Below are 21662 nucleotides of genomic sequence, written 5' to 3'. Positions count from 1 at the left end.
GCAACGTATCGGCAAAAGCCGGACCGCGCTGCGACAAATTCAAACGCAGCCGCGTGCCTTCAAGGTGTCGCCGTATCGCCGCGCAACAGGGTCATTACATGGGTATTTTCATATTGCGCCGTTTGGGCGTGATGGTGGTAACAGCGCTATGCCTGACCTTTATCGTGTTCTGGCTGACCAACCTCTATCCGAACCTCGAAAAGCTCGCCAAGACCCAAGGCAACTTCCGCATGTCCGACGAAGCGGTCGCAAGCTATCTGGGAGATCGCGGCTATCTTGACCCGCTGCCGGTCAAATTTGGCCAATGGCTGGGCGTCATGCCCGGATGGGTGACGCAAGAGGATGACGGCACCCGTTTCGGGCGGTGCTTTACCAAGGACACGCCCGAGGGCGACCGCCGCCGCTTTTGCGGTATCTTGCAAGGGGATTGGGGATTTTCGACTGTTTTCCAAGAGGATGTCGGCCCCACTGTCCTGACCCGGTTGGCGCTGACGGGCAAGTTGATGGGCTGCGTGATCCTGCTGATGGTGCCGATGGCACTGATCGTGGGCGTGCTGGCGGGGATGCGCGAAGGGTCGCGGACGGACCGGACCCTGTCGACCTTTTCAATCCTGACAACCGCGACGCCTGAATATGTCTCTGGTGTCGTGTTCATCGCCCTGCTCGCCTCCTCTCGGTTTGGGCTGTCGCCCCTGCTGGCCGACTGGGGCTGGATCGACAGCAAGACGCTGTTTCTGGGCTCCGCCGCCAGTGCGATGAAAGACGCGACCTTCTGGAATTTCTTTTTGCCGGTGCTGACCATCTCGCTTTACGGGATGGGTTATATCGCGCGCATGACCCGTGCTTCGATGACCGAGGTGATGACCGCGCAGTACATCCGCACGGCGCGGCTGAAGGGGGTGAGCTTTGGCAACATCGTCCTGAAACACGCCCTGCGCAACGCACTGATCGCGCCGTTCACGGTGATCATGCTGCAAATCCCGTGGCTTCTGAACGGAGTCGTCATCGTCGAGACCCTCTTTAACTACAAGGGCTTCGGCTGGCTGCTGGTCCGCGCCGCGTCGAATAATGACATCGAGCTGTTGCTGGCCGTGTCGGTCGTGTCGGTGATCGTGGTGCTGACAACGCAGCTGATCTCGGACATCGGCTATGTCGTGCTGAACCCGCGCATCCGGATCACCTAAGGAGACAATGCAGATGGACCCCTTGACATGGACAGGTGCGCTGGACTGGGTGAACCCATTACTGGGGGGCGCGGTGTTGGTCGTGCTGCTTGGTATCGCGATGCAGATGGTCTGGCCCCTGCTGCCGACTTCCCCTGCGGGAACGCGCCGATTGGGGCAGCTCACCACGGCGGGGATCGCGGCGGCGGCGGCGGTGCTGATGGTCTATGTCGTCGGGGGCATTTTCATGGGCGCCGAGGCCGGCATCTTTGGCGGCATGGCGCAACGTCTGCTGCCGGTCTGGGTTGCCCTGATCGTGACCTTTGCCCTGTCGATCGCCTTCAAACGCCGGCTGGGGCTTTATGGCAAATTGTTTGACAGCACCGTTGGCATGATCGGCTTTGGGCTGGTGATGTTCTGGGTCTATACGGGGCTGTTCGGCGGGGTGTTTGACATGATCGTGACCCATGACAGCCTCAGCCAGACCTCGGGCATGAAGAACAAGCTTCCCGGCACACCGCTGGCCCGTGCCGAGGACGGCGACTACCCGTGGTTCTTGCTGGGCGGCGATAACCTTGCCCGCGATGTGTTCAGCCGCCTGATCAAGGGTGCCTGGGTTGTGATCCAGATCGCGCCGATGGCGACGGTCTTTGCCTTTATGGTGGGGATCACGCTGGGGCTGCCTGCGGGCTACTATGGCGGTAAACTGGACGTATTCCTGAGTTTTCTAGCCAATCTGATCCTCGCCTTTCCTGTGATCTTGATCTTTTATCTTCTGGTCACCCCCGAGATCGTGCTGACCGGACTGCCGAATTACATGGCAATTGTGCTGTTCATCTTTCCGCTGGTGTTCCTTGGGGTGCTGCTCAACACACGTCTGCGCACGCAGCCAAGCACCCGCACGCCGATGCTGGTCGTGGTACTGGGGCTGGTGGGCTGGCTTTACCTCGCGATGATCTCGGACGATGGGGCGTTGGTGCGGACCCAGACCTACGAGATCCCGGGCCTGCCTGCGTTTCTGGATTTCCTCGACATCGGGCCGGGGTTGCTGGTGGTCTTTGTCGCGGTGGTTTTCGTCAACGCGCCCACAGTATTCCGGATCGTGCGCGGGCTCGCACTGGACATCAAGACACGCGACTACGTGGCGGCCGCGCAGACCCGCGGCGAAGGACCGTGGTACATCATGCTATGGGAGATCCTGCCCAATGCCCGCGGCCCCCTGATCGTCGATTTCTGCCTGCGCATCGGCTATACCACGATCCTACTTGGCACGCTGGGGTTCTTTGGGCTGGGACTGGAATCCGAAAGCCCCGATTGGGGCACCACGATCAACGCAGGGCGGCGCCTGCTGGCGCTCTACCCCCATGCGGCAATCGCGCCGGCGCTGGCCTTGCTGAGCCTTGTGCTGGGGTTGAACCTGCTCGCGGATGGGCTGCGCGAAGAGAGTTTGCGGGATTGATCTGGGATGGCCGCCGCGGGGGCCAGCCCCCGCACCCCCGGAGTTTACTTGGCAAAATGAAGTATATGGTTGCGGTTGAAGGTAAGGGAGTTGGACATGGGCGAGGCATATGACGGGCCAATTCTGGAGATCGACGGGCTGTCGATCTCTTTCTTCACACGGCTGCGCGAAATTCCGGCGGTGATGGATTTTTCGGTCTCGGTCAAACCGGGCGAGGCTGTGGGGCTGGTTGGTGAATCCGGTTGTGGTAAATCAACGGTCGCCTTGGGCGTGATGCAGGACCTTGGGGTGAACGGGCGTGTCGTGGGCGGGTCCATCAAGTTTAAGGGGCGCGATCTGTCCCGGATGAGCGCCGCTGAGTTGCGTCAGATCAGGGGCAGCGAGATCGCGATGATCTATCAAGAGCCTATGGCCTCTTTGAACCCCGCCATGCGGATCGGGCAGCAGTTGATGGAAGTGCCGATGATCCACGGTGGCATGTCGAAACGCGAGGCCCATGCCCGCGCCTTGCAACTGGTGACCGACGTCAAGCTGCCGGACCCCGAACGTATCCTCAAGGCCTATCCGCATCAACTGTCAGGCGGGCAACAGCAGCGCATCGTCATCGCTATGGCCCTGATGTCAGAGCCGTCCTTGCTGATCCTGGACGAGCCCACCACAGCATTGGATGTCACGGTCGAGGCGGCGATCATTGATCTGGTCAAAGATCTGGGGCGCAAATACGGCACCTCTATGCTGTTCATCAGCCACAACCTCGGGCTGGTGCTGGACACCTGCGATCGCATCTGTGTCATGTACTCAGGCGAGGCGGTCGAGCGCGGGTCGATTGCGGATGTGTTCGACGGCATGCGTCATCCCTATACACAGGCTCTGTTCCGGTCGATCCCGCTGCCCGGTGCCGACAAGACCGCGCGCCCGCTGGTCGCTATCCCCGGCAATTTCCCCCTGCCCCATGAACGCCCCGAGGGCTGCAACTTTGGCCCGCGCTGTGATTACTTTGTCGCAGGGCGCTGTGATCAGGGTGCCATTCCGATGCTGGACGTGCCCGAAAACACGCGCCACGCGACCCGCTGTATCCGCCACGATGACATCGACTGGGCCGCGCCGATGGCGCATTCGGCGACCAAATCGAAGGGCGAGGTTGGCGACGTCGTTCTGAAAATGGACAAGCTCAAGAAATACTATCAGGTGGCGGCGCATTCCATGTTTGGCGGCACTGGTACCAAAGTGGTTAAAGCAAACGAAGAGCTGAGCTTTGAAGCGCGTGCGGGTGAAACTCTTGCCATCGTTGGGGAATCCGGTTGCGGCAAGTCCACTTTTGCCAAGGTACTTATGGGGCTGGAGACGGCCACAGCCGGTCACCTGCTGCTGGATGGCCGTGATATCGGCACCACCGCGATCGAGGATCGGGGGACACAGACCGTCGCTGATATCCAGATGGTGTTCCAGAACCCTTTCGACACATTGAACCCGTCAATGACCGTGGGCCGCCAGATCATCCGCGCGCTTGAAGTGTTTGGCGTGGGCACCTCCGCGCGTGACCGTAAGGCGCGTATGCTGGAGCTGCTGGATCTGGTCAAACTGCCGCGGGAATTCGCCAGCCGCATGCCGCGCCAACTGTCGGGCGGGCAGAAACAGCGCGTGGGGATTGCCCGTGCCTTTGCCGGAGACGCGCGGATCGTGGTGGCGGATGAACCCGTCTCGGCGCTCGATGTCTCGGTTCAGGCGGCGGTGACGGATCTTTTGATGGAGATCCAGCAGGCGCAACAGACCTGCCTTTTGTTCATCAGCCATGACCTGAGCATCGTGCGATACCTCAGCGACCGGGTGATGGTGATGTATCTGGGCCATGTGGTCGAGTTGGGCACGACGGATCAGGTGTTCTCTCCGCCCTATCATCCCTATACCGAAGCGCTGCTTTCGGCGGTGCCGATCGCCGACACGCGGGTGAAGAAAAAACATATTGTACTGGAAGGCGATGTCCCCTCGGCGATGAACCCGCCGCCCGGTTGCCCCTTTCAGACGCGCTGCCGATGGAAATCTCGGGTGCCGGGAAATCTGTGCGAGACGCAGGTGCCAGAGCTGCGGGCGCTGGCGGCGGGGCATACGGTGAAATGTCATCTGGATGACACGCAGCTTGCGGCGATGGAGCCCGTGATCGAGATGGACGTTACGGCGCGCTGAACCCTTCGCTACGCATCAAAAAACGGCCACCGCATGTGCGATGGCCGCTTCTGCCTGATCGAGGCAGGGTGGCTTATTTGCTGACGCCGCTACCAGCGGTGTTCAGATTGCCGACCTGTTCGGCCACCTCATCGGCAAAACCGTTGATCATGACTTCGTAGAAAACACCCTCGGACGGGGCCACGGCGACATAGCCCTCGGGCACGACCTGATCGACCGAATAGGCGGCGACATTCACAGGGAAGCTGCGTGCGCCGATCGATTCATTGGGTGACGTAATATCGACTACACCTTCGATCTCGTTAAATTCCTGACTATCGCTCAGCATCGTATCCCCATCCAGCGAGATTTTGCGGATGTCGATGTTGATCGTCGGATCGCTGGCGTCATCGCTACCCAAGACGCGGGCGGCCACGGCGGCTTTCAGGTCCTCGGTGATCTGGGGGTAGTATTCCATTGCATTGGCGTCCTGCGCAGCGTTGATTGACGAGCTTACGTCAATCGCAGAGAAGGCGACTTTCTCGTCCGCAAATGCGGCAGTGGACAATGCGGCCAAGCTTACACCTGTGGCCAAGGCGATTGATTTAACTGAGTTGAACATGCGAATGCTCCTTATCTTTCTGATGCGCGCAGACCGTAGAAGACGACCTGCTGACGCTGTGGAAAGGGAACATCAGCCGTGGCGATATGGTTCCATCGCCGCGAAAAACGGCAAGCGGAAATCAGCATCAAGCGGCGAAATATACTTTATTCAGAGCCACTTATCGCCGCATATCACAGACCCGCGATCACCTTCACGTAGTTCTTGGTTTCGGCATAGGGCGGGATGCCACCGTATTTCTTCACCGCCCCCGGCCCCGCGTTATAGGCCGCAAGCGCGAGGTTCCATGAGCCGAACGCCTGATATTGACGCTTGAGGTATCGTGCACCGCCATCAAGGTTCTCGTAGGGGTCGGTCGGGTCCACGCGCAGGATCCGCGCCGTTTCCGGCATAAGCTGCGCCAGACCAAGCGCGCCTTTGTGCGACCGCGCCGCAGGGTTCCAGCCGCTTTCCTGCTGCACGAGACGCAAGAAGAGATCCGCCGGAATGCCGTGGCGCATCGCGGCTTCGCGCGCCATGCCAAGGTAGACGCCCTTGTACTTGCCGCGATATTTGGGGGTGTCCCATTTTGTCGGGGTGACCACGCGTTGTGGCTGCAACCGGACAGAGGCCGCATATTGTTTTGACGCCCGTGTATCCAGAATCTTGGTCTGGGACGCAAAAAGCTTGGTCCGGTTCTTGGATGAAAACACATCAGCGGCAACCGGTGCTGCGCCCACAGAAAGGCAGCACAGCGCCGCCGTTAGTAAAAATCGCATATTGTCCCTGCCCCACGCAGTCTCAATTCCCGCAGACCATATCAAACTGACCCGTTGGTGCCACCCTTTATTGCCCCCTGTCACATCTGCGTGGGTCGCAACGGCGATAATCCCGCCTCCCCCCTGTTTATCGCAATCCCTGCTGGGTATAACGTCGGCCAATCCAAGGTGCGTGCGGGATTCGCGCGTGGCCCGTAAACTTGCAGCAAATGGGGGCATCATGGCCGGCTCAGTGAATAAAGTGATCCTAATCGGGAATCTGGGGCGCGATCCCGAAGTGCGTTCGTTCCAGAACGGCGGCAAAGTGTGCAACCTGCGCATCGCGACATCCGAGACATGGAAAGACCGCAACACCGGCGAGCGCCGCGAAAAGACCGAATGGCATTCGGTGGCGATCTTTCAGGAAGGGCTTGTGCGCATTGCAGAGCAGTACCTGAAGAAGGGTTCCAAAGTATATATCGAAGGCCAGTTGCAAACCCGCAAATGGCAAGACCAGTCCGGTCAAGACAAATACAGCACCGAAGTTGTCCTGCAGGGCTTTGGCGGCACGCTGACCATGCTCGATGGCCGCGACGGTGGTGGTTCCGGTGGTGGTGGCAACTACGGCGGCGGCGGTGGCGGCTACGACAGCGGCCCATCGGATCAAGGCGGCTACGGCGGCGGCTATGACAGTGGCCCCTCGGGCGGCGGCAACGACGGTGGTCGCGGTTCCTCGCGCGATCTGGATGATGAAATTCCATTTTGATATCAATTGGATACCAAACATAGCTAAGGCGGGGAATTCCCCGCCTTTTTCTTTGTCGTGACTTAAGACGGGTGGGCGTCGCGCCCTAGTGGCGTTCGGCCAGCGCGTCGTCCAGCAGCTGCAGCACCGCGTCCTTGGGGACATCGGCGGTGACAAAAGCATCGCCAATGCTACGGGCCAGAATAAAGCGCAGCTTGCCGTCGATGACCTTTTTATCCTGCCCCATCAGATCAAGCAGATAGGCGGCGTCCGGCAGATCTCCGTCGATGTCGCGCAGGTCGGTTTTCATCCCCATGGCCCGCAGATGCGCGCGGACGCGGCTGGGGTCCTCTTGCGCGCAAAGCCCCAAACGGGCGGACAATTCGAACGCCATCGCACAGCCGATCGCCACACCTTCGCCATGCAGCAAACGGTCGGAATAGCCCGTCGCCGCCTCAAGCGCGTGGCAGAAGGTATGGCCAAGGTTCAACAGCGCGCGGTCGCCGTGTTCCTTTTCGTCGCGCAGCACGATATCGGCCTTCATCTGGACAGACCGGCGCACCGCCTCTACGCGCAGCGCCATATCGCCAGCGGCCATCGCGGGGGCGTTCACTTCAAGCCAATCAAAGAAGGCCGCATCCCCCAGCAGTCCGTATTTGACGACCTCGCCATATCCGGCGAGGAAATCACGCGCCTGCAATGTGCCAAGAACGGCCGTATCGGCCAATACAAGGGACGGCTGATGAAACGCGCCGACAAGGTTCTTGCCCTGTGATACGTTGATCCCCGTCTTGCCCCCGACCGAGCTGTCGACCTGTGCCAGAAGCGAGGTCGGGATTTGCACAAAGCGTACACCACGGCGCAGGATCGCGGCGGCAAAGCCCACCAGATCACCGATGACGCCGCCGCCAAAGGCAATCACGACATCGTTGCGTTCGACCTTCTGATCCATCAGCCAATCGACCGTGCGGGTCAGCTCTGCCCAACATTTTGTTGCCTCGCCCGGCGGCAATGCCAGCGCCTCGACGCTGATGTCAGCGGCGTCCAGTCCGGCGCGCAAACTGTCCAGATGGTGCGCCGCAACCGTTTCATCACTGACTACCACAACACGTTTGCGGCGCAACAGCGGGGCAATCAACGCGCCTGCTTGCGCCAACAGATCGGGGCCGATCACCACATCATAGGCGCGGCCCTCAAGACCGACATGAACCGTTTCTCGCATCACAGCACCTCAAGTACATCTGGACGATCCGCCAGCGCATCCACCACGCGCTGCGCCATCGCGTCAATCGACAGTGCCGGCGTGCTGGCAACCGTCATATCCGCAAGCCGGTAGATCGGCACACGTTTTTCGTAAAGCTCGGTCAGGGTGCCGCGCGGGTCAGCAGTGCGCAGCAACGGGCGCGAGGTCTTGTACCGCACACGGTTCCACAGCAGGTCAAGATCCGCATCCAGCCACACCGACACCCCGCGGGCCGAGATATTCTCGCGGTTGGCTTCCGCCAGAAAGGCACCGCCGCCGGTCGACAGGATGCCGGGCTCTTTATCCAGCAGACGCGAGATCACTTCGGTCTCGCGCTTGCGAAAGAAGGGCTCGCCGTCGCGCTCAAAGATTTCGGGCACGGTCAGATTGGCAGCGGCCTCTATCTCGTGGTCGCTGTCCACAAAGGGCACACCGAGTTTCGCGGCCAAAGCGCGGCCCACGGCGGTTTTACCTGCGCCCATCATACCCACCATGACAACCGTCTTCTTAAGATGGTACCGAGGGGTGTTTTGGGCCGTATCGGCTGGGGATTGCTGAATTTCGCTCATTCTTGTGTGAATGACGTGATCTTGCCCAAAAGGCCATATATAGAATAGTCAAAAGATGCAGAAGAAAGCAGGCGGATTCCATGGGCAAGTTGATCAAGTTTCTGATTTACCTCGCAATTATCGGGTTCATCGGCCTTGCGGTCTATGCCTATGTGGGGCCGTTCTTCGGGGCGGACTTTGCACCACCCCAGGTCGAAATCCGCGAATCCGTGACGTTGGAGCAGCAATGATCCGATTTGTCAGGCAGCTAAGCGTTTTTTGCCTGATTGCCCTCCCCCTTGGTGTCGCCGCGCAAACCGCGGCGCAGAATGACCGGAACGCGCCTTTGTCGGTAATCGACTGGCTCGGCGAACGTCCCAAGACGCCGCAACCGACGCGCAAGGCCCCCGTAAAGCCGGACGAGGCCCCCGTGGCGCGGACCGCGCTGCCCCCTGTCGTGACCGTGGCCCCCTTGGGCAAAGGCGGGCCGCGCGCCATCGGGTTGGTGCCAACCAAGGTGACAGGGCTACCGCAGGATCTATGGACGGGCAGCACCGCGGAAGACATCGCCCATCAGCTTGACCGTCTGCCAGAGCTTCACCTGCCCGTAGCCCATTCGCTGCTGTTCACCCTGCTGCTGGCGCAAGCAACCGCGCCGCAGGGGGATGCGAAACAGGGCGATGTGCTTGCCCTCGCCCGTGTGCGCACCTTGATGGAGGCTGCGGCACTTGACCCTGCGATGTCGCTGATCGAACAGGCGGGTGTCGAGACCTCGCCGGATCACTTTGGCCTATGGATGCAGGTGAGCCTGCTTTTGGGCACAGAAGATCGTGCCTGCCTGCGGCTGAAGGACAAGCCCTTCCTGACAACGGATTACGGCGTGCGCATCCTGTGCGCTGCGCGGTCGGGGGAGTGGGACACGGCGGCGCTGACGTTGGGGTCTGCCCAAGCGCTGGCGCTGCTGCCCGAAAGCGATCTGTCGCTGCTGGACCGGTTCCTCAACCCTGACCTTTACGAAGGGGCCGCGCCCCTGCCCGGCCCGCGCGAGATGACGCCGCTCAAGTTCCGGCTGCTCGAAGCGATCGGAGAGCCGCAGCCCACGCGGAACCTGCCCGCTGCCTATGCTGTGGCCGATCTGCGCGATATCGCGGGCTGGAAAGCGCAGCTAGATGCGGCGGAGCGTCTGACCCGTATCGGTGCCCTGCCCGACAACCGTTTTCTGGGCATTTATACCGACCGTGAGCCTGCGGCCTCTGGCGGGGTGTGGGACCGTGTCGAAGCGCTCCAGCGGTTCGACACGGCCATGTCCAGCGGCAATGCAGAGGCAATCGCCAAAGCCCTGCGCCCCGCGTGGCGCGCCATGCAGCAGGCCGAGACCGAAGTGACCTTCGCCACCCTCTATGCCGAGGATTTGCAGGGCACCGACCTTACAGGTGCCAGCGCGGCCCTGCGCGACCGTATCCTGCTGCTGTCACCGCTCTACGAGCAGGTCGCCAGCGCCGATACGACACCGGCAGAGATTACATTCCTGTCGCAGATCGCGCGCGGGGAGGCCCCGAAAACCACGCCCGACATCCCCCACGCACAGGGGATTTCCAGCGCGTTCACGACGCCAACACCACGTGAGGGGCTGGTTGAAATGGCGCAAAACGGTCAGCTGGGCAGCGCCATCCTGCATACAATTGCCCTGCTAGAGGACGGCGCCCGCGGCGACACGGCTGCCCTGCGCGATGCAATCTCTACCCTGCGGGCCCTGGGGCTGGAAGATGCTGCGCGGCGGGCTGCCCTGCAGACGTCTTTGCTGGAGCGTGACTGATGCAGACCGAGTTGCTGCACTGGATTTCAACCTTCCTAGAGGCGCAGGCGGCGGAACTGGGCGCCGCCACGAACACGCAACTCGCCTATGGGCGCGACCTGAAGGATTTTGACAGTTTCCTCGCCCGCCGCGCATTGGATTTCGTCACGGTCGGTCGCAAGGATATCGAGGCCTATCTGGTCTGGTGCGACGCGCAGGGGCTTGCCAAATCCACCCGCGCACGGCGGCTGTCGGCGATCAAACAGCTGTACCGTTTCGCCTTTGAAGAAGGGTGGCGCACCGATAACCCCGCGATCCAGATTGCCGGTCCAGGGCAGGATAAACGTCTGCCCAAGGTGCTGTCAGAAGACGAGGTCGACCAGCTGCTCGACGCGGCGCGCCACTCGGGGCGCAACACCTCGGACCAGCTCCGCAACACCTGTTTGATGGAGCTGCTCTACGCCACCGGCATGCGGGTGAGCGAGCTGGTGAGCCTTAAGGTCAGCGCGGCACGCGGCGACCCGCGCTTGCTGTTGATCATGGGCAAAGGCGGCAAGGAGCGTCTGGTGCCCCTGTCAGACCCTGCACGCGAGGCGCTGGCGGCATGGCTTGTGCATCGCGATAACATGGATGAGGCCGCACAGGCCAAGGGCAAACCCGCGTCGATCTACCTGTTCCCCAGCCGCGGCAGCGCCGGATATCTGACGCGCCACCGCTTCTATTTGCTGATCAAGGAATTCGCCCTGACCGCCGGTGTTGATCCGTCCAAGGTTACACCCCACACCCTACGCCACGCCTTTGCCACGCACCTGCTGGCCAATGGTGCCGATCTGCGGGCGATCCAGACGATGCTGGGACACGCCGATGTCGCGACGACCGAGATCTACACCCATGTGCTAGAGGCACGCCTGTCCGAGCTGGTGCTGGAAAATCATCCGCTGGCCAAGGCGGGGCGGCGCAGTTCCGGCGGCAAGACATCCTCTGACGGCCAGTAACCGGTCTCTAGCGCTTTGTGGTAGCCTTGGGTCAGCCCCGCCTGCACCATCGCGCGGGCGGCGGCGGCATGGTCATAGTCAAGCCGGTGAAACGACACCTGCCCCGCATCAAGCACCGCAAAACGGGTCTGCGGTGCGCCGTCGTTGGGCGGCATGCCGATGACACCGGCGTTGATCCACATCCCCCGCGCTGTCTGCCGTTCAAACGCCACCCCGCAGTGCCCTGCAATGATCCCGTCCAACGGACCGATGCTCCGCTCCACCGCCTGCCATTCCGCGTCAAACACGGCCTCGGGCGAGACGGGCCAGATAAAGCGGGCGATATCATGGTGCCCCCCGTGGATCACGGCATAGCGCTTTCCGGCGTGGTGAAAGCTGAGGATGTCCGGCACCTGCCCCATCCAGTCCCGCTGCGCTTGGGTGATCTGCGCGCTGGCGTAGCCGTACCAGCCGACCGACAGTAGATCACAGGCGCTGCCATCCTCGAACCCGCAGCCGCAGTCCATCGCACCTGCGGCAAGCTGCTTTTCACAATTCCCCGCCACCACCGCGATGCCACTGTCTTGCATCCTGTCGCTGACGGCATGGGCATCGGCGCAATAGGCCACGACGTCGCCGGTGCAAATCATCCAGTCCGGCCCCAGCCCTAAGGCCCGCGCGCGGTCAAACAACGCGTCAAGCGCATGCAGGTTGGAATACGGACCGCCGAACAGCACAATTGGCCCGTTCAATTGTCCCAAATCTTGATGGTTCACCCTGCTCATCCCTTGAATGAAACCGCACACACGCCCATAACCCTATGAGCAAACGGATAAGGTATACTCACAAATGGACACGGCCCCCGCAATCCTAGACGGCGCATTTTGGATCAGCAGCGGTATCATCCTGTTTCTTCTGGTGCTTTCCGGCTTCTTCTCGGGGTCTGAAACGGCGCTGACGGCGGCATCGCGGGGCAAGCTGCGGGGTCAGGCGGATAAAGGGTCCAAGGGGGCGGAACGTGCGCTCAAGATCACCGAGGATAACGAGCGGCTGATCGGCTCTGTCCTGCTGGGCAACAATCTTGTGAACATTCTTGCAGCCTCGCTTGCGACGGCGCTGTTCACGCGGGTCTTTGGCGAATCCGGTGTGGCGCTGGCGACGCTGGTGATGACGCTGCTGGTTTTGATCTTTGCCGAGGTTCTGCCCAAGACCTATGCGATCACCAATGCTGAAACCGCCGCCGCAGCCGTGTCGCGGCCCATTGCGCTGGTGGTGCTGATCTTCAGCCCCGTGGTGTCAGCCGTGCGGTTTCTGGTCCGCGGCATCCTGCGCCTTTTCGGCGTGACCATCGACCCTGACAGCAACATCCTTGCCGTACGCGAGGAAATCGCGGGGGCGCTGCAAATCGGCCGCTCCGAAGGGGTGGTAGAGAAGGAAGACCGCGACCGTATTCTTGGTGCCCTTGATCTGCGCGAACGTATGGTGGAAGAGGTGATGCTCCACCGGTCAGGGATCGAGATGATCGATGCCGCCAATGACCCTTCGCAGATCCTTGAACAGATCCTTGAAAGCAACCACACCCGCCTGCCCGTCTACCGCGATGATCCCGAGAACATCATCGGTGTGATCCATGCCAAAGACCTGCTGCGTGCCATGTACAAGCACATCAGCGGTGCCGAGGATGACAAACCGTTCAAGACGTTCAAAATCGCCGATATCGCGATGAAACCCTATTTCGTGCCCGAGACATCCACGCTGGACGAACAGATGCGCCAGTTCCTACGGCGCCGCACCCATTTTGCGCTGGTGGTGGATGAATATGGCTCGCTTCAGGGGTTGATCACGCTCGAGGATATCCTTGAAGAAATCGTTGGCGAGATCACCGATGAATTCGACCCAGATGCGGACCACGGCGTGACCAAGGCCGAGGACGGGCAATATTTCGTCGATGGGGCCATGACGATCCGCGACCTCAACCGCGCCACGGAGTGGGACTTGCCCGACGAAGAAGCCAATACCGTCGCCGGTCTGGTGATCCACGAAGCGCAGATGATCCCGACGCCCAATCAGGTGTTCTCTTTCCACGGGTTCCGGTTCGAGGTCATCGCCCGCGATGGCAACCGGATCACACAGCTGAAAATCCGCCCCCTGTAAAAGTCGCCCTCAGGTGGTGTCTGTGTCATTGTCCATCTTTGGCGCGTCATCCTCGGTATCACTGTGCTTTACCGCGTCACGGACCGCATCGCGCACGTCTTGGCTGGCGCTTTCCATCAACTGCGCCCGGTCGGGTTCAAAGTCGATCTTGGCAAGCGCGCGTCTGAGGTGACGTTCGGCAGCCCTGCGCGCGGCGATGCGTAGCCCCTCGTCAGGGTGCCGCATCAGGCCGGTCAGCGTGGCTTGAAGCCGCTGCTGCACCTCGACCACCGTACACCCGTCCCGCGCCAACGCGCCAAAGGCGTCCTGCATCAGGTCGGACGGGTCCAGTGGTGCGACATAGATGTGGTCCAGCACCTCGTCGCGGTCCCTTTCGGTCTCGTCCTCGTAAAAGCTTAGGATGCGACCAATGCGGGTGATCACGTCGATCGCGGTGCCGGGGTCGTTGACCCCCGGCGACAGCGCCTTTGACGCGACCTCTCCCATCACGATGAGGCCAAAGCGCGGATCTTGGTCATAGGTACGCAGATCGCCGATGGTGATACTGGCATTGATCCCTGCATGCAGCGTTTCATCGGTGTGTTCATCATCCTTGGGCTGCCCCACGCGGTCGATCATCATCAAAGGTTCGTTGACGAAAACAAAGCTGCCGATGTTGCGCTTGAGATAGATCTTCACCCCGTGGTTTTCCGCCACGGTATTCAACGCTTCGGGATAGATATGCTGGATATAGCCGTTTTCATCCGCTGTGAACGGCTTTGCACTGTCGGGGATATCACCTGTCAGCGGATTGGCCCCGAGGCAGGGATTATGCAGGCGTTCCTTGAAGGTGCGGCGTGTCTGATCCTCCACCTGTCGCGAGGTATCGATCAGGCTGCCAAAGGTCTGCAAATGCAGCACCCAGCGGATCAGGCTGAACACGATCACCGTCAATACGATCACCGTCATCACGAACAACACGAAAGACCGCTTGTCGTCGAACACCCCAAGCTCGCGCAGGATGATGGCGATCAGCGCATAGACATAGGCCCCGATAAAGACGGCCAGCGTATTCTGGGTGGTGCGGTCCTGCACGATCAAGCGGTGAATGCGCGGCGTCCATTGGGTCGAGGTGCTGCGATATACCGTGACCATGACGCTAAGCGAAAAGGTGGTGACCGCAAGCATCGCGTTGGCAATAATCGACAACAACCGGTCCGCCGCACTGCCGGTCAGATAGGTCGCGAGCGATTGCGGGATCCAGCGTTCGATCAACATGCTCAGCAGCAGCGACAAGACCGCCAACAACCCCATGATCAGCACCCGCACCCACAGCTTGCGGCTGTATTCACGGCCCTTGCGGAGCAGCGTCGATGGCAAAAGGAAGTCAAAGTTCATAGGGTATGTCCGCGTCATGAAGTGCCATGTTCAACAAGCTTGCGCGGAGATCACCTGGCTTACAAGCCCAACGCCCTATGCCGCCCGATGGTTCAAAAACGCAGGGCTAAATCAGCGGGCGGAACTGATGCTATGCTCTTACGGTGGTTGAGAATTATGGCTATGGTCGGTGTATGAGCCATAACATCCCCATCATCCTGCTGGCCGCGGGGCAATCCTCGCGGATGCGGGGGCGCGACAAACTGCTAGAAGTTGTGGAGGGCGAACCCCTACTGCGCCGACAGGCACGGATCGCGCGGGCGGCGACGCGACGCGCCGTCATTGTGGCGCTGCCACCTGCGCCCCACCCGCGCTACGCGCTTGTGGCTGATATGGAGGTTGAAGCGCTCCCCGTTCCCGATGCGGCAGAGGGGATGAACGCCTCGCTCCGCGCGGGGTTTGCGGCCCTTCCCGCCGGTACGCCTGCCGCGATGGTGCTGCTTGCCGACCTGCCAGAACTGACTGAAGATGACTTGAACACCGTCTTTCGCGCCGTTGATATTAAATCAAATTACACGATATGGCGCGGTACGACGGCGGATGGAAAGCCGGGTCACCCGACAGTTTTTGCCGCCTGCCATTTTGATCATTTTGGCCAAATTCAAGGTGACACCGGCGGGAAAGAGATCATCGCTCAGGCCCAGGACGAGACGCTGCTGATCCCCCTGCCGAAGAACCGCGCACGACTGGACCTTGATACGCCCGAAGCATGGGCCGCATGGCGCGCGGCGCGCTGACCGGCCCCTGACCACGTACCCCTGAACACGAAGAACGGGACAGCCGCCTGCCCCGTTCTTCGCCCCGCACCCCCAAGGGGATGCAGGCCTGTTGCTGCATATAATGTGGCGCTTACTTCGTCAGAAGTTTCGCCTCGTGCTTTTTCAGCGTGCGGCGCGCGGCGACATAGCCGTCCACCCCTTCGCGCGTTGCCAGTTCCGGGAAAAGCTCCAGGATCTCGTTGCGTTGCGCGTTGCCGACGCCTGCAAGGCTCATATCGCCCGGCTGGAAGCTTTCGGTCCATGTGCCGTCAGACAGGATCACCTCGTGCTGGTCGAACATCACGTGGATGTAGGTCGTGCCAGAGGTTTCAACGATGTCAACACCTTCCAGACCGGTCAGGTGTTTCGCCGCGACCAGAACCTCGCGCTCTTCGAAGTAGAGCGCTGTCTTGTCGTTGGCCACCAGAACGCGGTGGTTGGGGCTGACCAGCATGTCACGCTCGGGCAGATTGTTGCCCAAAGCGCCCTGACGGATCAGAACCGGCAGCAGATGCGCCTTATGCGCCAGCTCTTGTCCGGTCATCTCGCGGGCACCGACCCAGCGGATTTCCTGGATACCGTTGTCACGGGTGATGACACGGTCGCCCACCACCAGATCTTCGACCCGACGTTCCCCTTTCGGCGTAGCGATCAAGGTGCCCGGCGTGAAGCAGGGAATGATCTCTTCGATGTTGGTGAAGTCGAGACGACCGGTTTCAGTGCCGGACGCATCCGTAAAGACGATCGTACCGTCGATGCCATCGTTGGGGCTGTCGCCGTCGATGGTGTCACCGGCATCATTATCCGGTGTGACGTTTTCAAGACGATAACCGCCGCCGGGGCTCAGCGCGCCTCTCAGATCGATGACGTCGTAGTCAGAGGCATCTGTGCCGGCACCGCCGTCGATGGTGTCGCCACCGTTGACGTTGGTGAAGGTATCGCGCCCGTCGTTACCTTGCAGGCTGTCATTGCCCGCGCCACCGCTGATGATGTCGTCGCCGCCACCTGCGCTGATGGTATCGTCGCCTTCACCGCCTTCGATGGTGTCGTTGCCAAAGCCACCCAGCAGGCTGTCGTCGCCGACGCCACCGTCGATGCTGTCGTTGTCCTCACCGCCGTCGATGGTGTCGTCACCCTCGCCACCGAACAAGATGTCGTCGCCGCGCACACCGCTGATGGAGTTGTCACCGGTCCCACCGTCTACGGTATCATTGTCACCGGCCGCGATGATCGTGTCGTTTCCGGCACCCCCGAGGATGGAGTCATCGCCAAAGCCCCCGAGGATGGAGTCATCGCCGTCACCGCCGTCGATGGTGTCGTTGCCCTGACCGCCGTCGATGGTGTCGTTACCGGCACCGCCTTTAACGTCGTCGTCGCCATTGCCCGCGAGGATGGAGTCGTCACCGTCCCCCCCATCGATCTCATCATGGCCCTGTGCGCCGCGGATGGTGTCGTTGCCTTGACCACCCAAGATCGTATCATCGCCCTGACCGCCATCCAGGCTGTCGTCGTCAATGCCACCGTCGATGTAGTCGTCATCGGCACCACCCAGGATGGTGTCGTTGTCGTCTTCACCGTACAGCACGTCATTGCCGGCACCGCCTTCGATATAGTCCTTGCCGTTGTTCGGCTGCGGATCGGTGGCGTCGACTTCCTCGCCCTCGTAGCCGGCGATCGGTTCGTTACCAAAGCCACCATAGATGGTGTCATTGCCTTCGCCGCCATACAGGCTGTCGGACCCGTGGCTGCCGATGATGCTGTCGTCGCCGTCGTCGCCGTAGACCTCATCGTCATCGATACCCGCGTTGATCGAATCGTCGCCCGTACCGCCGTAGATGGTGTCAGAGTCGTCGCCGGTGCGGATCGTATCGTTTCCGCTGCCGCCATCGACGAAATCACGACCATCGTCCTTGTTCGGATCGCCGGAGTTGAAGAATGGGTTGGGTCGTCCACCGACGGTCGGCTGATCATTCGCATAATCAGAGAAGGTGTCGATACCCGCTTCGATCAGATCGTCACCGTCACCGCCATAGATTTCGTCCGCACCTTGGACATCGGTGATGGTGTCGTTGCCGCTGCCGCCATAGATGGTGTCGTTGTCGATGCCGCCTTCGATGACATCATCATCGTCGCCACCGTCGATATAGTCGGCATCATCGCCGCCATCGATCGTATCATTCCCCGCGCCGCCGATCAGCGTGTCTTTGTCGTCGTTGGGGTTGGTATCCTGATCAAAGGGTGTGGAGACCAGTGGAACGTCTGTGTCGGGCACACCGATCGCACCGGGCTTGTTGCCGGTCAGTACGTCGTCACCCTCACCACCGACGAGGGAGTCGTTCCCCTGACCGCCGGTCAGCGTGTCGTCGCCGGTGCCACCGTCGATGGTGTCATTGCCGCCTTGCCCGTCGATCTCGTCATGGCCGCCGCCCGCTTCGACAACGTCATCGCCGCCGCCAGTCAGGACATTTTCATTCCCGTCCGAGCCTGTGACCGTGTCGTTGCCACCGCCAAGTTCAAGGTTCTCGATCTCGGTGAACTTGGTGGTGACGGTGCCGTCGGTCAACGTGCCCTCTTCCGGCGCGGTGAAAGTGACCGTCAGATCATCATCCACGGCCGTACTGTCGATGACATCGCCGTCGGTTTCGCCGCTTTCGCCGCCGATGATAACGTCATTATCGACGCCATCGGTCAGCGTGAACGTGTCGTCGCCCGCGCCGCCGTCAACGGTATCGTCGCCCAACCCGCTGTCGATCGTGTCGTCGCCACCGTTGCCAAAGATCGTATCGTTGATCCCGTCGGTGCCGTCGATCTGGTCGCCCTGGGCATCGGTGTAGCCCGGGGCCATATCCTCGCCAGAGTCCAGACCATCAACCGGACCGGCCATCTCTTCGCCGATGATGTTTTCGATCTCGGTGAATTTGAACGAGCCCGCGGATGTGCCGTCGTCGTTATAAAGGTCAACAGTACCGTTCTGACCATTGCCGTTGCTGTCTGGTTCCAGATCGCGCAGGCGGAAGTTCAAACCGGTCAGGTCCAGCGTGTCATCGTCGGTGTTCAGCGCAGGGTCGGCATTGAAGCCGCCGGCACCACCGTCAACCGTATCGCCATCGGTGCCGCCAAAGATGGTATCCTTGCCCGCGCCGCCGCTGATGTTGTCTTTTCCTTCGCCGCCAGTGAGCTGGTCATCACCGTCGCCGCCGATCAGCGTATCGTCATCATTGCCGCCAAACAGCGTGTCATTGCCTGCGCCGCCGTCGATCAGATCATCGCCCTCGTCGCCCATTAGCAGGTCATTGCCGGCACCCCCGTCAACGCCGCCCACGGGCGCGTCGAAATAGACGTCGGTGATATTGATGCCCGCGTGGTTCCCTGGCGACAGGCTTTGATCCATCGTGTGGGTGATTTCGAGATAGTCCACCGGACCCGAGATGTTCACCAGCGCAGAGTGGCTCGGATCTGTATCCGGGCCATCGGCACCGCGGCTGATCAGCGTTTCATTCCCGCCAACGCCGTCCTGGTTCTGCGCCTGAATGCCGCCACCTGTGCTGACGTTGATCGGCGTGCGTGCGCCATCGGGGCCAACGGCCACGATCACAACTTTCGACGCGTTATCAATGTCATTGATGCGGAAGCTGATGTTGGTCACATCCTTCGAGAAGTCCAGGCGATAGGTCGCGCTTTCGCCATCCTGGTTCGCCAGAGACGCTAAAGAGCTGTTCGCATTGGTCGCCTGACCGTCGCCGGTGATCGAATGCACCTTCTGCTGGTCAGTGGAGAATGTCGTCTCGGGCGTTTTGCTGCTGCCGGTGACCGAGAAGGTCACATTGACGTTGCCCGTGTCCTGAACAAAGCCACCGCCCAGATTGTCGTTATTATCGACAGCCGAGTTGTCATGGGGGTCTGGTGCCTTGTCCCACTCAAAGCTCTCACGCTCTGTCGTGCCGCCGGGCGTAGAGGTGCCGCCGGTGTTGTTGTCGCCATAGATCGTGTCATTGCCGGTGCCACCGGAAATGGTGTCATCGCCGTGGTTGCCCTCGATCGAATCGTGGCCCGCGTTGCCTTCGATACTGTCGTTGCCGCCTTCACCAAAGATCGTGTCGTTGCCATTCCCGCCGGTCAGCACATCGTCACCACCAACGGTGCCATCGGTTGGGGACGTGCTGTCTTCGCTCACGGTATAGGTTTTGGCGATATGATCGTATTTGATCGACGGCAAATTAGAGTTGTGGCTGACGAAATCGTAGGATTTGCCGACTTCCAGCGGTTTGTCTGTCACGAAACCGACGGCATCGTTGCCGTCAAAGTTCACGACGTAGACTGTCACATCCTGCGAGGAATCCACCGCGCCTTCGGGACGCACAATATAGGAATACTCGGGGATGATCTTGTCGCCGGCGTATTCGGTGTTGCCATCCAATTTGGTGGTTTTCGCCAAGGTTTGCGAGTTGTCGTTATCATTCAACTTATCGTCGTCATCATTGATGCCAACCGCAACAGGTGCTGAATTTTCGTTGATGGTGAACGACTTGCCAGACAGATCGCCGGAGCCCACATCGCTGTTCTGGAAGGGGCTTGAACCTCCAGCCACCGTCACATTCGCCAGATCCCACGTCAGAACGGTATGATCCGCACCCGACACAGGCTCAACAGTCTTCGAGACGGGCTGCGCTTTGGTCAGGCCGGCGCTATCGCCAAAGATGATGTCATCGCCTTCGCCGCCGTGCAGCGTGTCGTTGCCGACAGTGCCGTCGTCATCCGCCAGCAAAGCCGCGGGGTTGTCAAAGAACACGTCTGTTACGTTGACGCCCGAGTTGCCGCTTGTGGCACCGGTGTGGATGAACTCGATCCGCGATACGGGACCGTCGATGGACACGTTAACGGAATACTTGCTCGACGAGGGGGAATCGTCGCCGCCCTCGCTGGTGGCCGTGTCCACGCCGAACTTGCCGTCACTGTCCGTCAGCTTCACTTTGCCGGAGCTGCTGTTGGCGATCATATCGACGTCGATCATCTTGCCGGATGCATCATAGGCCAGCACTTTCACAGCGCCTCTGTTGTCGATGTCGTTCACATTGAACGACACATTGCCAACGGCCTCGTCAAACCGCAGTTCGAACTTTGTTTCGCCGGTGCAGTTGGCCAGCAATTCAAAGGAGCTGTTATCGTTCACGCCGTGGGCATCGCCCTCGACATTTCCGGTGAACTGTTTGCTATCGCTGAATTCCTGGTCCGCATTGTTCTTCGGCGAAAAGCTCTTGAGCTCGAATGTGACGTTGACGGTGCCGGTATTCTGGGTGAACCCGCCCTTGAGGTTGTCATTGTCGTCGATCGCGGAACCGTCGCCCGATGGGTCGGGTGCCTTGGACCATTCAAAGCTTTCGCGGGTGTCGCCGTAGTTGCCCTTGGTCGCGCCATCACCGATCAGGATGTCGTTGCCCTTGCCACCGTCGACATAATCATTGCCCGACCCTGCGACGACCGTATCGTTCCCCAAACCCGCGTTGACCGTATCATTGCCGCCACGTGCGAGGATGATGTCATCATTGGACCCGACGTTGCCGAAGACCGCGTCGTTACCGTCAACACGGTCTCCGCTTGGGTCATCATTATAGCTGGCGTCGATCTTGTTGCCCTGCTGGTTACCGTCCACGATCCCGTTCGGCCCGTCGGCCGGAGCCTCGGTCGCGGTTTTCTCGGCCTCGGCGGTCGAGGTTTTTCCAAAGAGCCACAGTTTATTCAAAAAGATGGTCATATCGGTCGTCTCCAAAATCAGGTCAGGCACGCTACGGTTGTACCGTCAGCCGTAAAACGAGGGTGCCCAGTCATGGGCGAAGCTAATTAATTCACATGGCACCAATTCTGTGCCGGGGTACTAAGGCGGGACA

The 21662-nt window shown here is 60.6% G+C and carries 16 protein-coding genes; 9 read left to right on the top strand and 7 right to left on the bottom strand.

Translation table 11 applies throughout. The annotated features are described in order from the left end of the window. The first annotated feature begins 98 nt into the window (after positions 1–98). The 3 genes from SJY36_RS08025 (at position 99) to SJY36_RS08015 (ending at position 4806) form a co-directional block, all read left to right on the top strand. A complete protein-coding gene (locus tag SJY36_RS08025; protein WP_074634964.1) occupies positions 99–1184 on the top strand; it encodes an ABC transporter permease in 1086 nt (361 codons plus the stop codon). 13 nt (positions 1185–1197) lie between these two features. Further along, on the top strand, positions 1198–2622 hold the full coding sequence (locus SJY36_RS08020) for an ABC transporter permease (RefSeq protein WP_386174141.1): 1425 nt from the start codon (positions 1198–1200) through the stop codon (positions 2620–2622). Positions 2623–2718: 96 nt separating this feature from the next. After that, on the top strand, positions 2719–4806 hold the full coding sequence (locus SJY36_RS08015) for a dipeptide ABC transporter ATP-binding protein (RefSeq protein WP_386174138.1): 2088 nt from the start codon (positions 2719–2721) through the stop codon (positions 4804–4806). A gap of 73 nt (positions 4807–4879) precedes the next feature. Here the strand turns inward: SJY36_RS08015 and SJY36_RS08010 are convergent, their stop codons facing one another. Both SJY36_RS08010 and SJY36_RS08005 read right to left on the bottom strand, forming a co-directional pair. Next, a complete protein-coding gene (locus SJY36_RS08010) occupies positions 4880–5407 on the bottom strand; it encodes a hypothetical protein (RefSeq protein ID WP_386174135.1) in 528 nt (175 codons plus the stop codon). 173 nt (positions 5408–5580) lie between these two features. Next, entirely contained in the window at positions 5581–6165 is a 585-nt protein-coding gene (locus SJY36_RS08005) for a lytic transglycosylase domain-containing protein (RefSeq protein ID WP_051577617.1), read from the bottom strand. A 220-nt stretch (positions 6166–6385) separates the two neighbouring features. Between SJY36_RS08005 and SJY36_RS08000 the strand changes: the two genes are divergently transcribed. Next, positions 6386–6910 carry a single-stranded DNA-binding protein gene (locus SJY36_RS08000; protein ID WP_005853386.1) on the top strand — a complete coding sequence of 175 codons (525 nt, stop codon included), beginning with the start codon at positions 6386–6388 and terminating at the stop codon, positions 6908–6910. An 85-nt stretch (positions 6911–6995) separates the two neighbouring features. Here the strand turns inward: SJY36_RS08000 and aroB are convergent, their stop codons facing one another. Next, the gene (gene aroB, locus SJY36_RS07995; protein ID WP_340262618.1) at positions 6996–8111 is read right to left on the bottom strand and encodes a 3-dehydroquinate synthase; all 1116 of its coding nucleotides are present in this window, start codon (positions 8109–8111) and stop codon (positions 6996–6998) included. Then, the gene (locus SJY36_RS07990; RefSeq protein ID WP_009826981.1) at positions 8111–8701 is read right to left on the bottom strand and encodes a shikimate kinase; all 591 of its coding nucleotides are present in this window, start codon (positions 8699–8701) and stop codon (positions 8111–8113) included. The genes aroB and SJY36_RS07990 overlap by 1 nt, the downstream gene beginning before the upstream one ends. Before the next feature lie 80 nt (positions 8702–8781). On the opposite strand from SJY36_RS07990, the gene SJY36_RS07985 reads away from it, so the two are divergent. Genes SJY36_RS07985 through SJY36_RS07975 form a run of 3 tightly spaced genes read left to right on the top strand, consistent with a single transcriptional unit; the run spans position 8782 to position 11470 of the window. Continuing rightward, a complete protein-coding gene (locus tag SJY36_RS07985) occupies positions 8782–8931 on the top strand; it encodes a hypothetical protein (protein ID WP_005853380.1) in 150 nt (49 codons plus the stop codon). Beyond that, a complete protein-coding gene (locus tag SJY36_RS07980) occupies positions 8928–10496 on the top strand; it encodes a hypothetical protein (RefSeq protein ID WP_386174131.1) in 1569 nt (522 codons plus the stop codon). The genes SJY36_RS07985 and SJY36_RS07980 overlap by 4 nt, the downstream gene beginning before the upstream one ends. Beyond that, positions 10496–11470 (top strand): site-specific tyrosine recombinase XerD, encoded by a 975-nt coding sequence (locus SJY36_RS07975; RefSeq protein WP_386174129.1) that lies wholly within the window; start codon positions 10496–10498, stop codon positions 11468–11470. Before SJY36_RS07980 ends, SJY36_RS07975 begins: the two co-directional genes overlap by 1 nt. Here the strand turns inward: SJY36_RS07975 and SJY36_RS07970 are convergent. Next, positions 11407–12234 (bottom strand): metallophosphoesterase family protein, encoded by an 828-nt coding sequence (locus tag SJY36_RS07970; protein WP_386174126.1) that lies wholly within the window; start codon positions 12232–12234, stop codon positions 11407–11409. The two genes, SJY36_RS07975 and SJY36_RS07970, sit on opposite strands and share 64 nt — an antisense overlap. A 64-nt stretch (positions 12235–12298) precedes the next feature. Between SJY36_RS07970 and SJY36_RS07965 the strand changes: the two genes are divergently transcribed. Next, positions 12299–13603 (top strand): HlyC/CorC family transporter, encoded by a 1305-nt coding sequence (locus tag SJY36_RS07965; protein ID WP_005853373.1) that lies wholly within the window; start codon positions 12299–12301, stop codon positions 13601–13603. 9 nt (positions 13604–13612) lie between these two features. Here the strand turns inward: SJY36_RS07965 and SJY36_RS07960 are convergent, their stop codons facing one another. Further along, positions 13613–14980, bottom strand: coding sequence for a DUF2254 domain-containing protein (locus SJY36_RS07960; protein ID WP_037966411.1), 1368 nt, complete (start codon positions 14978–14980; stop codon positions 13613–13615). 173 nt (positions 14981–15153) lie between these two features. On the opposite strand from SJY36_RS07960, the gene SJY36_RS07955 reads away from it, so the two are divergent. Beyond that, on the top strand, positions 15154–15756 hold the full coding sequence (locus SJY36_RS07955; RefSeq protein ID WP_386174121.1) for an NTP transferase domain-containing protein: 603 nt from the start codon (positions 15154–15156) through the stop codon (positions 15754–15756). A gap of 112 nt (positions 15757–15868) precedes the next feature. On the opposite strand, the gene SJY36_RS07950 is transcribed toward SJY36_RS07955, so the two are convergent. After that, positions 15869–21559 carry a Hint domain-containing protein gene (locus SJY36_RS07950; RefSeq protein ID WP_386174118.1) on the bottom strand — a complete coding sequence of 1897 codons (5691 nt, stop codon included), beginning with the start codon at positions 21557–21559 and terminating at the stop codon, positions 15869–15871. Positions 21560–21662 lie beyond the last annotated feature (103 nt).

It is taken from the genome of Sulfitobacter sp. R86518 (genome assembly GCF_042466275.1).
Lineage (GTDB): Bacteria > Pseudomonadota > Alphaproteobacteria > Rhodobacterales > Rhodobacteraceae > Sulfitobacter > Sulfitobacter pontiacus.
Note: the sequence above shows the minus strand (reverse complement) of the source record. Positions and strands in the feature narration are given on the sequence as shown.